This is a genomic window from Brevibacillus sp. HB1.1, assembly GCF_013332445.1.
GTDB lineage: Bacteria > Bacillota > Bacilli > Brevibacillales > Brevibacillaceae > Brevibacillus > Brevibacillus porteri.
In genome coordinates, this window is sequence record NZ_JABMIV010000001.1 from 48,318 (window position 1) to 60,950 (window position 12,633).

Below are 12,633 nucleotides of genomic sequence, written 5' to 3' on the forward strand. Positions count from 1 at the left end.
CCCTTTCCCTTTTCTCATTTTTTCTGCTTTCAAAAGATCGAGAAGTCTTCCTCATCCTCTCCCACAAACGAGTATAGCTTCGAGCTGATTTCATCATAGTGCTGCAATCGTTTCTGGACATTTTCCGCGTCGTGGAGCATGACGCCTTTGATCAAGACATTTAGCATGGAGAATAATGTGGGCATACCGCTAGTGGCAACGGGTTGGGGGGTGGTGATTTTCAGAAGATGATCTGCGACTTGGCTGATGGGGGAGAACTCTCCTTCCGTAATCGCCAAAATCTTCGCTCCCAGCTCTTTTGCTGAATGGACCATGGCGACCGTCTCGCTAGGATGACGAGGAAATGATATCGCGATGACCAACCATTCCTGATCTCGTTCGGTTAGAAAATAATCTGCGTTATCAACTGCTCCCGTATATAGATGTGTGTTTCCTTTGATGGCATTCAACGCTGAGAACAACCATTTTGCAGGAATATGGCACCAGCGAAATCCTACCACTACAATTCGGTTTGCCTGCACGATGCTTTTGACCACCTCTTGGAGCAACGTGTAGTCAATTTGCTGCAAGCCTTGCTGGAGATACGCAATATCACTTTCCATCACTTGATGTGCGTAATTGCTCTGATCGAGTGTAACCTCGGTATCCCGATATTTCTGGATCGGCCCCTTCCTTTGGTCTCCTATTAATAGAGACTTTTTGATTTCTTCCTGAAGCTCTGTGTATCCGGAGTAACCCAATGCGTAACAAAAGCGAATGACAGTCGCTTCACTGGTATTCGTAAACTCCGCGATTTTTTTGGCGGTATGGATCGCAAGTAAGCTCGGCTTTTCAATCGCGATCTTACAGATGATTTTTTGGCTTGCTGTCAGTTTTCCATACTGCTTCCGAATCCGTTCTTTTACGAGTTGTGCCATACCTGAAGCTCCTTTATCATTCGTATTTGTTTTAATTTTGAGAATAGTATATCTCTTGCAAGAAATCACTTCAATACCTCTTAGAAAATGTAGTTTTTGCTTCATTTTGGTGGATAACGAAAAGGGACCTCCACAGTTGGAAGGCCCCTTCTCTCGTCTTTATCGTTCTGTATTGAGACATTCATTTGGAATCCAGCCCCATTCCCCGGTGCTCTCTAATTCGCACCAGCTCCATCCATTCAATAGCTTAGTTTTCATTTTAAACCAATAACTGCGTTTACTAATTCAAAGTTATAGCCCTGGTTTCTTTAAAAATCTTATTAAACTCCATTAAACCAATCATAGGTTTGTTGTCTATTGCACTAAGTATTTGCTTTTCAAAATCTCTGTTCGGCCTTTTACACCATATGTTCTCAAATGAATTTCTACCATTGGTAATTAAGTATCCACTCGCCTGCCCCCGTTCGGGACTTCCATCCTTGAGACGACGCCCATGCTAGGCGCACCAAAAACAGCCGATATTGCTGCGAGAGCAAATCGGCTGTTACGTCATTTATTGGCGGGACACCTTGACGAGCTCCCCTGTCGAAGCATCGATAAAGCTATAGCCATTCTTCCATTTGCGCTGATAGACCAACTGCGGTTCGGGAGCTCTTTGACCAGCAAACTGCTCCCACACGTAGACCAGTTCCAGCTCAATTTCTTGTTGGATCGTTTCTTTTGCTTCTGCTGCACTTACAATCTTCTTGGAATCTGGAAGGGTAATGCCCGGGTTGAAAGGGTGGAGGTTTAACTCTGTAATCGTACCCGTTGCCTTGTCTACCCCCACCATATAAGACTCGTCAGATACTTCGATCCCGTTGCGTTTTACGTGGAAAGTGAATGAATACGTTTTATCCTCTTCCTTATCCAGCTTGTTCTTGTCTACCCAATCCGGAATATCTGCTTCAGGAGTCTCTACGATAAGCGATAGCTCCGTTAACGCCGGGTCAAGATAAGGTACGAGTGCTGCGATCGCTTTTTTCTTCGCTTCCTCTACACTGATTTTCTGCTCTGTTTTTCGTTGGTCTGGCAAATTCAGATCGAAGTCGATGAGCCGATCACTCTGTTCATCTGTCGTGAGGCTAACCAGCTCAAATGCAGTCGTACCTTTATTTGAATCGTTCATCCACCGATAGGATTCGATTGTCTGAAGTCCTTCTAAAAGATTGTCCTTGTGATCATCGTATTTAAAGGTCGCACCTGAAACATCAATACCAAACTGTGTTTTCAGCCATTTCTCTCCTTGTTCGCGGGAAGCTATTTTGATGCTTTTCCCTTCTCCTTTTACACGAACACCCTCCCCTGCCAGTTCGGCTTCTTCCCCTATGACTTTGCCGGTTAGAGCATCGATCCAACCAATGGTATTTAGTTGATATATAAGCATCGGTTTCTTTTCTGCCGGTTTTCCATTTTGAGCATAGGAAATCGGCTGCTCCGATACGTATACCAGGTCCATCTTAAGCTTGTCCTTATAGATTTTGCTTGCTTCCTCAAGTGTTATCGCTTTTTTCGGATCAGGCCAGTTCACTTTGCTAGGATCGATGAAATCATACGCTTCATAGCGAATAATATGTCCAGCATGATCAACGGATACGGAAATAGAGTTGTTGGACAGAGGGAGGTCATTGATGAGAGAGTGGTATTTCACGGTGGAGCGAGCCCATTCCAGCTTGTTGCCTTTCCCGTCACTTGATCCTGCTTTTCCTCTGCCGAGTTTTTGTGCGGCTTTCAGCTGTTTTGCTTCCGTACCGAATAATTCCTCGATAAAAGTTGAAGCCTTGTCTCTGGCAAGCTTTTCTTCCGGATAATCGGCTGAAGCCCATGCTGGATTTTGGATATCCATGAAAAGCAGTCGGCCGGTATGCGCATCCAACTCAAGGCTAACGGATGAGTATGCGTCATACTCTTCTTTTTCATCTGTTTTTGGCATGTTGGTGAAGTGCAAGCTCCAGATTGGTTCCGGATAACCGCGAAAGCTGTCTTCCTCATAATGTTTATCAATTAGCCGATACCCTTTCAACTCTGGAATCGCCTCAAATAGCTTGTCTAGAGAATTCTGAACATCTTGGGAATAATCATTTTTTTGAGACTCTGCCTTTTTCACATCGCTTGCTGCTTGTACAGTTGGTTGATGGGTAGTCCATGCAGGTGCAGAGGCAAGTAAGCACGCCGCTATAACCGTCATCATGGATGAATTAAGTTTCATTAGGCACCTCCAAATAGTGTTCAGATTTGCGGATAAGTTCGGTTTGACCTTACCACTGGTAAGACGGAGGGGCAATTATTTGTGTCACATATTATTCCAATATTTTAAGATAATTCCATACTTCTATTAAAAAATACGCCCTCGTGTTAAACGACGAGGACGTGTTGGTAACCACTCTGTTGTGAACATTTGTTTGCTTACTCAAAATCAAGCCAGCCCTTCATCTTCTTGATACGATTGAGGACTGATATTTCACGAAGGTCAGATCATTCATTACTGTTGAGAGCTACATTCCAATCAACTTGACGCATGGGACTGTGCCTAGAGGCGAGCAGCTTGGTGTAGAAACCTCGATTTTCTTTAGCAGTTTGGAAAGACGTATCCGGAATTAAAAAATCAATTCCTGCCACAAAACCGGCAATATATTCACTCCATCCGGAATACGCTTGTTGTGCCAGTCTTGCAGCACTCAACATATATTCGATTGCCTGATCCTTTTGCAAGTAACCCAGTTTCAAACCAGCTCTGGATAAAAGGATACACCAAGCATAGTCATGAGCAGCAATCCCCTCTGAAGGTAGACATCTCGAATAGTAATCGACAAGAATCAACTGAGATTTCGATTGATGGTCCTCGGGTAACGCTTGAATGTATGCCGTTCGTTCTGATTCGGAAAAAGTAAATAAGAAATGACGGAGACGATTGAATTCTTCCCTCTTCCCTTCCGATATGAGCCATTTTATTGTATCAATTAGTGCGGTCTTATCTGTAATCTGTTTTTCCTTAAGAAGAAATAGGCACGTTCGTCTACTTAAATTTTCATGATATAACGCATAATAGTAGGCTCCACTTTTGCTAAAGCAAACAGACGAAAGAGCTCGCAGAAATAATCTGTGACCCTTCTGATTATATGTAAGAACGTTGGGTGCCATCGGTTCCTCCTTATTAGAATCGGACCGTTTTGTAGGTTCTGACAAACAGTCGAAGCAAAAATGCATAGAGAACTAGTAACAATACGGAATAAATCACTGCTTTAACGGGAACTTCATTAGTGACATTATGTACAACAATTAGTTTATCGACAACAAATTTGGAATCTTTGTATTTGGATCCAAAGTCTGTAATCTGTAAAACTTCCCATACATACTCAGGTAACTCTTGCGGCATTTTCACGATTGTTCCTGGCGAATCAATGAAATTACTTTTTTGTATCTGCACTGCTTGATTGGCATCTGAGACCAATAAAACGATTGATGAGTTATCAATCTTAGCAACATAAAACCATCCTGTGGGGAGAATACTTCGAGCCCAATTACGTTGCTTACTGTAGGAAGAATTATATCGAGTACTGATAGCACCGGTTTGGGCTTTTGCTTGATACTCTGTTATTCCTAGAAAATGAACACTGGGAAGCTTTAATTGGGCGATATCAGAATAATCCAGTTGATTCAGCACCTCAGTGGAAGATAGTTCTACAGGATGAATCATATTTTTTAGATAGGAGATAGGTGTTAATCCGGTATCATTGATGAAAGAATTAGATAACAAAACATGTAGAAAAAGAATGAAGGATAGAGTGAATACGACACCTGCTTTGGGCAACTGCATCCAAAACAGTTTCACACTGCCAAAAAAATTGGGCTTCCCAAGCTTTTTATACAATCTCTTTATGACTGATCTTCTGGTGAAAAAGGGCCTCCGCTTGGCCTGCTCCACCATCTCAGAACGGATATGTGCAAGGCTGGTTATGGCATCAATATCATTCGGAAAACTCTCCAATATCTTCAAGTAGTTCTCCTCTGCCTTCTCTAACTCACCAAGTTGAATGAGGCATTTCCCCAACAGACGCAGGGTACCCATATTGGCAGGCATACGTGAGAGGATGTACAGACATTCGTCTCTTGCTTCTACGAATTGATGGGTTTCATACCATATCCGAGATCGAATCAGATACCAATCGATGTCATCTGGATAAATACGGATTCCGTGTTCCATTGCAGCAAGAGCAGACTCCTTTTCACCCATTCGAAGGAAGTATTCACCCTGTAGCCGAAGCAAGTCAGGATCATCTGAATGCATCGCATATGCTTCATCAAGCGATTGACCTGCCAGTTCCAGATTGTTTTCCTTAAGTGCCTGATATGCCGTCTCCCGCTTGTTCAGAAACACATCGTAGTCTAAATCGGCTGCATGCTGTATAAAGGTATAACGAAGAGCAGGTTCATCCAATTGTCTACAATAAAAATGGTAAAATTCTTCGGTGAAATGCTCCATTCGATCATCCGGATCTTCTGTTGCTAGTTCACGCCAACGAAAACAGTATTCGATGAATTCCCATACTCTTTTAGGGAGAAACCGATGTTCATGCAAGAAATCCAATAATGTTACTTCTACTATTTCTTTGAGTCTTACATTCCAGACAATATCGTTATTTAAAAGCTTTGACCATTGTTCATGCCTGATACGGGAAGAGAAATCAGAATACACCTCTTCAACTTGTTCCATGAATTCATCTACTGGGTCAATCTCTTCTAGTTGGTCTATAGTTTCAACTGTTAGCTCGACGGTGTTGGGAGGATTGGGCCAGATATGGATGTTGTTTTCATCGCTGAACGACAGGCTAGTTTCTTTGATGTCTCCCTTTTTCGCAGCCTTCACTGCATGGTCATATGCTTCTCTTAGCCTTTGATAGCCTTCCGGATCATCCTCTGGGTGGTGAACCTTCAGTTTTTTCGAGTAGGCTTTTTTAATCGATTGAATATCTTCTGTGGGTTCAATCCCCAGTACTTCCCACACACCCATTAGTAGTCGAACCGCCCTTCTACATGATCCAGTTGTTTTTTAAACGCTAAAGTTGCCTTTTTTATCAGTTGCTGATCTTGTGTGGCTAACACAGCTTCGAACTTTTCCAGTAAATATGCAATTTCTGTGCGTTTGTCCCCAAGGGATTCTTCATACATCCGTTCACCCCGAGCAAGCAACAGTCTATTTTCGGCCCTGTCACACGGATGGATTTTGATATCTCTCAATTCGTTAAGGCCACTTGACGCGGATTGGCAAGGTGTCGCAGTTTGGCGATCATGATAAGATTTTTCCGCGCCGTTCGCCCCGATCAGCGTGACGACTTCGCCTTGACTAACTTCCAGCGAGATGCCCTTGAGCGCGTGAACATTTGGGAGAGGCGGGAATCTTCAGGAGAGTGGCACGTCATCCCTGGGAAGGCGAATGAAACCGGCTTCCTTATTGGAAGATTGATCATGGAGACGGTTATACCATATTTAGGGATAAGGCGTAAATGTTTTTTTTAGTGGATGGTGGAAAGGCAGGAAAACAACATTACCTACAGGGGGTTTTGAGCTCTCAACATGGGTAAAGTTCAATCGCAATCATATTATGCGTACATAAAAGGCATATATGAAAAAGCCGCTTAACTAAACAAGCGGCTTTATGTGGCTATCTACTTCGGTCTTCTCAAATACTATCAGTTCTTACGTTGTTGTCGATGCTCATTTAGAGCATCCATCCAAATCGTAACGAGCTCCGCAAAATACTTTGTTTCAATGAACGACTCCAATTCCTCGCCAGTATCTATACCCGCTTCTAGCTGTTCCTCAACGTATGAGTTATAAATTCGAGTATAATCCCTCCGTATTTCGGAACTGTATAAATTTCCTGTCCCTTCTGATACTTCTGTTTCCCCGGAAACAACTCGTTGTATCCTATCTAAGATTAAGTTTTTTGAAAGTTCCGATCTAACCTGGCCTTCCAAATACTCTTCCACTAAGGAGAGGTGATCAGGTAAGCTTATTCGTAGTTGATCAGCTTTATCATCGAAAAAAATTTTGTAAGGTATCATAAGAATCCTCCTAGATTACGGTTCATAAATTGGGTAAGCTGTAGTACTCCTTCCATCTTTATCTAGCCACATTTCAATTTTAATGCCAGATGAATGCCTACCTTCCCATTTTTGTATCATTTCCGTTCCATTTTTCTTTATGGAGGGAAATAGCAGTCATTACATCATCTGTTGACCAGTGCTTTGGAAAGAAGTTTGAGTTCTCATCCTTCCTGACATAAGATGTGCCGCTAAATATCTCAACTACTCCGTCATATACTCCGTGCGAATCTGGACTACTTGGGGTTCAGACATCTACTTCCACTTCGAAAGTAAATCCTTCACATCCTTGAGGTTCTAGCTCCTCCTCTACAATAACAAACGCAATCTCCCAAGGTGGACATCATTCGATATTCTTATACTCCTTAAACCATTCATGTCCGTCGTGTCTGATCTTATAGGTTCCAGGAGCTTTAAACCAAACTCAATGAAAAAAGGACTCCCTAAAGGAAGTCCCCGACTCAACTTGCTCTTATTCCACTTATGATAGTCTTAAGATTTGGATCTGCTGATCTTCAACCGTCGTATCGTATTCGTGTGTCCATATCCGTTCTACTTGGTTCTGGCCACAAAGTTTTTGTTCCATAAGCTCAGTCAATTCTACACATGAACGACCGAGGACACCCTCAACCTTCTCTTCCATTTTTCCTTGGCTATCCATTGAGATGCTAACTTTCTTTTCACTCTGGCCAATTGTTAACACAAACGATGTGATTGCACCTGATTTTTCTTCACTGACACTAACAGTACCTCCTGCATTCGTAATCCATTCTGTTACCGCTTCAACAGAATAGTGCAAGTAACCCTCTCGGATACTCGTAAGAAGCACTTGGGCTTGTTTCTCCAATTCCTCCGGTGAGAGAATATCTGATTCAAAATGTGGTATCATCCCCTCTTCACTTTCCACGAAGAAGACATGAATCCCATCCTTCATACCCGTCAGGAGTTTGCCAATGATGGTGCCTCCGATATTTAGTCGTTTTTTAAATTGGGACTGATAGTCGACCCAAACCCGATTTTCTGGTTGGAATCCTCGGCTACGCATTGCCCGAAAAAGAGTACGTTTGTCCTGAAAAGTCATCGTAAATGAAGTGCAGTGACTCACTTTGGGCACCTCCTAAAAGTCAATGTTTCGACCTACTGCTTCCTCTCGAGTAAAACCTGGTAATGCCTCGTTTATCAGGCTTGCGCGAACAGCATATTCCTTCGCCCAAGTACGAAGCTGTTCCACTTCCAAACGCCTTGATTTAGCCAAAGGAACTGTCCGCCTCATGGCTTGTAAGATATCATCAGTCACGATGTCTCGTTCATGGTCCCCTTCTGAAACTCGTTTGGAGAAAGCATCCATCAGTCCCTCGTGTATGGAATATTCTATCTCTGCACCAGTCAAGCGAATTCCTTCGCCCCAGTACCCTTCCCCTGATGCTTCTACAAGTTTGGGTATATCAAACACTGTATTGTGTCGCTTTAGACGATCCAGATGAATTTTAATAATTTCTGTACGCTCCTCTGGAGTAGGCAAATCCACAAAAAAGATTTCATCAAACCTGCCTTTACGCAGAAGCTCTGCCGGGAGCTGCTCGATTTTGTTCGCTGTAGCAAACACAAACACTGGACTTTTCTTCTCCTGCATCCATGTCAGCAATGTTCCAAAAATTCTCGTAGCAACTCCTCCATCTGACATTCCACTTCCTATACCAGAAAGAGCCTTTTCAATCTCATCTATCCAGACGATGGATGGAGAGACGGCCTCGCACATTGCAAGAGCAGAGCGAATGTTTGCCTCCGATGAACCTACGATGCCCGCAAATACTCGTCCTAAATCCAGGCGTAGAAGAGGCATTTGCCAAGCAGCAGCTACACTTTTTGCACACAAGCTTTTCCCACACCCAGGAACTCCCACCAGCAATACGCCCTTTGGCCACTGGATACCGAATTCTCTCGCTTCTGTTGAATACGAAGCCTTACGTTTTAATAACCAGCGCTTCAGGTTATCTAATCCGCCAATTTGATCAAGGCTAAGAGACTCTGTGGAAATATATTCTAAAATACCTGATTTTCGAATAATTTGTTTCTTTTCCTCTAAAATCGTAGAAACATCGGAATCAGAGATGCCTTTATTTTTTACTAATGCCTTTGCTAAACAATTTTCTATTTCACTACGAGTGAGACCTACAGCTGCACGAGCTAAAGCTTCTATCACTTCAGGAGATTGGTCAATCATAACCCCAGGTCGTCCCTTGTAAGCATCCGTGAAGTTTACGATAATCTGTTTTACCTCCTCCAATTCAGGAAGTGGTAAATCCAAGATCGTAATCTCCTTTTGTAGCTCAATGGGTATTTCTATACTCGGAGAAATAATAACCGAATTGGAGGGGGAGCCCATTCTTATTTTTTGTGCAAATTCCCGAAACTTCCGGATGTAAATAGGCGAACTGGAGCCTCGAATAAACGGATGCAGATCACACCAAACAAAAAGCGTCGGTTCTTTCGCTAAATCTTCTGCCATCTCCAATGCTACTCGAAAATCTGTACTCTTAGAATCTAGCTCGTCACCGTCCAAAATCAAACCCTTTGTCGCGGTCCAAACGATAATACGTTTATTTAGTTGCGTGCCAATGCTTTGAAAAACCTCCAGCGCCCGCTCCTCTTCTTGTGTAAAAATATAGAGAATACTATATCGTGCGCGTATTAAATAACCTACTTCTTCGATGAAATCCTGTAGCATATTCTTGGGCCTCCATCTTACAGCAAAATTTGTATCTTGTTTTTCATACGTTCAGTAGGAAATCCAGTTACATGAATGGATTCTGTATTTGTTACGAGTTCCACTCTTCTCTGTGGCTTTAACTCGTCAGAAGATATACGACCTGTGAGCAAAAGCAGCTTCTTCCCATGCCAAATCTCATCTGATTGATGAAGATAAGGTCCGACTAATGCCGCATCAAATTGGAGGAGTGCTTTTCTTTTGGCATTGCTTTTTAATATACTCTCTACCGTATAGCCTGAGTAAAGAAGTGCTGTGCCGGTATGAATTTTTCGAAATGCTTCAACCATATCCACCAGTTGTTCCGCTTGATCAAGTGGTTCCCCACCTGAAACAGTGATACCATCAATCTTCAAGTGTCCAAGTTCTGTTCCCAGATTTTGCGGGTCGCGCAATGTGCCTCCTTGACGATCAGGATGCGTCTCTGGATTAAAGCACCCTTTGCAACCTATGGAGCAACCCTGCACCCAGACGACCGCTCTCACGCCGGGTCCATTTACTCTGCTGTGCGTACATATTTCATGTATTCGCAATGTCGATGACAAGCTCGATTTCCTCCTACAAATCCAAGATACGCCCGCTATTCCCACTCGATCTCTCCATTTTAGTCGATGCAGTTTCGTCAGTTACCTCGATATCCAATTTTCGATTGTTTGTGGTATGAGAAGGCGAGGTGGACATGTTATGATTCTCCGATGTTTGTAAGTACCTGCCATCTCGAGTATTCTTGACAATGTCCACTTGCGTCGACAAGTGTGCTTTATCCAGTGCTTGTAAAAAGTAGGTCATGAATTGTTCCGGTGAATCTTGAAAGCTACTCCCTTCCATTTTTAAGCGTATGACTTCATCTTGGGAGATTCCAAGAAATAGGAGCAATCCTTGCCCATCATTCCCACTACCTAATAGACCCAGCTTTTTGATATCACGAAGCTGCCATTCCCTTCGTACTGCTTTCAAGTTCTCATTCATCACGATACAAACAAGTGCATCCTGCTTGACGAGAAAGACTTTGTTTCCCGGCTGTACATTCGTCCAACTTTCAAAATCCTTATACAAAGCGTTGACAATATCTTTTGAAGTAATAATTCCAATTTCCTCTAATTCAAATAAGGAAGCATCATCAATTTTCGTATGGAGCGAAATTCGTCTTTTAAAAGTGTACTGAAGTACTAAAATACCAATGACTCCGAAAGAAATCGCATAAAAAGTCGATAACTTTAGTAGAACGCAAACAAGAATAAGTCCCGCTAGCCCATACTGGCTATATGTAATCTGCTTAATCTTTTGCTCCCCAGTCTTACGGAAAAACGAAAATCCTTTTCCAGGTTGATAATCCGTTAATTGATTTTGTAGCATTTTCTTAAATTTCCCAATCCCCCAAATGCCACCAATTACAAATAACAAACCAATAAGAATAAGAATGACATTTCCAGCAAAAATGCCTACAATAGTAAAAAGGCCAAAAATAATGACACTTTTCCATAACGTCTTGATTTTGGCGTTAATTTCTTTGACACTCTCATCTTGTGTATCCATATAGGTCCCCCCTCTATCATTATGCTATTATATTACTTTTTTCCCATATAACACAAAATGTTCTTGCTATTAATCGGCACGCTGAGTAAGACAGCGGCTTTTTTGCATGCAAAAGATCATTTATGATAAGCTATCTTCCAATTGGAAAAGCAGGAGGAAACAATCATGCAAAAAACAACAAGCGCAAATGCGATACGCACCCTTTATGAGCAACTCATCACAGGCTGGAATGATCGCAGTGCTACTGGTATGTCCACTCCTTTTGCGACAGAAGGTGAATTGATTGGCTTTGATGGCAGTCAGATCATTGGGCGTGACGAGATTTTCAGTCATCTCGACGAAATTTTCTCCCATCATCAAACACCTCCCTTTGTCTATAAAATCCGGTCGGTACGGTTGTTGAGCGAAGAAGTTGGTATCGTCCGAGCAATAGCAGGCATGATTCCACCAGGAAAAAGCGAGTTGGACCCCGCATTGAATACGCATCAGACGCTCGTAGCGGCAAAGCAAGGAGACAAATGGGAAGTCACACTCTTTCAAAATACCCCTGCTCAGTTTCACGGTAGACCCGACCTAGTCGAGCAGTTTACAGAAGAGCTGCGGCAAGGGTTGCTCTAAGGAGGGACTTACGCATCATGCATCATGCAGTATGCGTTTTACGAAATGGAAGTCATTTTGAATATTTGAAAATGGTGTATGAATGCGAATAAAGATGCCTCCAGTAACCTGTTGCATACAAGGTCAATGGAGGCATCGTCTTCTTTACATCTCTACCTTACGCTTTCTTCTCAATCCATGGCGTTCCTTTGCTTTTTCATACTGTATGCGCTCTTCTTCTGTATCAGGAATGACACCAGGTACGATCGTCGGCTTTCCTTGATCGTCGAGGGCAATCATCGTCAGATACGCGCGTGCTGTCATGCGCTTTTCCCCCGTCAACAAGTTCTCCGCTTCCACTCTCACGAATACCTCCATCGATGTCTTATGGGTCCAGGTGACATAGGCCTCCAGGTTGATCGCTTCCCCTGTTTTGATTGGTGCGAGAAAATCGAAGGAATCACTGGACGCAGTGACAACAGGTTTACGGCAATGTCGCATGGCTGCGATGCAGGCGATCTTGTCTACATATGCCATGACTTTCCCGCCGAAAATGGTATGGTGGTGATTGGTATCCGGTGGCAAGACGAGATCAGTCAAAAAGGTTCTCGATTGTTGGATCGGTCGTGCTTCCGTCATCATTTGTGTGGCTCCTCTCATCGTGTGCACCTTC

The 12,633-nt window shown here is 43.0% G+C and carries 11 protein-coding genes and 1 pseudogene; 1 reads left to right on the top strand and 11 read right to left on the bottom strand.

Annotated elements, in window-relative coordinates; translation table 11 throughout:
- Positions 1 to 29: 29 nt before the first annotated feature.
- The 10 genes and pseudogenes from HPY27_RS00225 to HPY27_RS00270 form a co-directional block, all read right to left on the bottom strand.
- Positions 30 to 917: a MurR/RpiR family transcriptional regulator gene (locus tag HPY27_RS00225; RefSeq protein ID WP_026043120.1), complete on the bottom strand. Its 888-nt coding sequence runs from the start codon at positions 915 to 917 to the stop codon at positions 30 to 32.
- Between the two features lie 553 nt (positions 918 to 1,470).
- Complete coding sequence (locus HPY27_RS00230; protein WP_174224098.1) at positions 1,471 to 3,165, bottom strand: YcdB/YcdC domain-containing protein; 1,695 nt, start codon at positions 3,163 to 3,165, stop codon at positions 1,471 to 1,473.
- Positions 3,166 to 3,431: 266 nt separating this feature from the next.
- Positions 3,432 to 4,097, bottom strand: a complete 666-nt coding sequence (locus HPY27_RS00235; protein ID WP_017248994.1) for a DUF1266 domain-containing protein — start codon at positions 4,095 to 4,097, stop codon at positions 3,432 to 3,434.
- A gap of 13 nt (positions 4,098 to 4,110) precedes the next feature.
- Positions 4,111 to 5,967, bottom strand: coding sequence for a J domain-containing protein (locus HPY27_RS00240; protein ID WP_174224100.1), 1,857 nt, complete (start codon positions 5,965 to 5,967; stop codon positions 4,111 to 4,113).
- A 679-nt stretch (positions 5,968 to 6,646) separates the two neighbouring features.
- Entirely contained in the window at positions 6,647 to 7,021 is a 375-nt protein-coding gene (locus tag HPY27_RS00245) for a hypothetical protein (protein WP_017248998.1), read from the bottom strand.
- Positions 7,022 to 7,118: 97 nt separating this feature from the next.
- Positions 7,119 to 7,289, bottom strand: a pseudogene (locus HPY27_RS30485) (hypothetical protein); the annotation flags it as partial.
- 252 nt (positions 7,290 to 7,541) lie between these two features.
- Positions 7,542 to 8,165 carry a DUF2997 domain-containing protein gene (locus HPY27_RS30490; RefSeq protein ID WP_174224102.1) on the bottom strand — a complete coding sequence of 208 codons (624 nt, stop codon included), beginning with the start codon at positions 8,163 to 8,165 and terminating at the stop codon, positions 7,542 to 7,544.
- Between the two features lie 12 nt (positions 8,166 to 8,177).
- Positions 8,178 to 9,788 (bottom strand): AAA family ATPase, encoded by a 1,611-nt coding sequence (locus HPY27_RS00260; protein WP_174224104.1) that lies wholly within the window; start codon positions 9,786 to 9,788, stop codon positions 8,178 to 8,180.
- A 17-nt stretch (positions 9,789 to 9,805) separates the two neighbouring features.
- Positions 9,806 to 10,372, bottom strand: a complete 567-nt coding sequence (locus tag HPY27_RS00265; RefSeq protein WP_158527469.1) for a 4Fe-4S single cluster domain-containing protein — start codon at positions 10,370 to 10,372, stop codon at positions 9,806 to 9,808.
- Between the two features lie 13 nt (positions 10,373 to 10,385).
- Complete coding sequence (locus HPY27_RS00270; RefSeq protein ID WP_174224106.1) at positions 10,386 to 11,363, bottom strand: hypothetical protein; 978 nt, start codon at positions 11,361 to 11,363, stop codon at positions 10,386 to 10,388.
- A gap of 165 nt (positions 11,364 to 11,528) precedes the next feature.
- Here HPY27_RS00270 and HPY27_RS00275 point away from each other — a divergent pair, with 165 nt between their 5' ends.
- Entirely contained in the window at positions 11,529 to 11,981 is a 453-nt protein-coding gene (locus tag HPY27_RS00275; protein ID WP_174224108.1) for an SgcJ/EcaC family oxidoreductase, read from the top strand.
- Between the two features lie 144 nt (positions 11,982 to 12,125).
- On the opposite strand, the gene HPY27_RS00280 is transcribed toward HPY27_RS00275, so the two are convergent.
- Positions 12,126 to 12,620: an acyl-CoA thioesterase gene (locus tag HPY27_RS00280; protein ID WP_017249004.1), complete on the bottom strand. Its 495-nt coding sequence runs from the start codon at positions 12,618 to 12,620 to the stop codon at positions 12,126 to 12,128.
- Positions 12,621 to 12,633 lie beyond the last annotated feature (13 nt).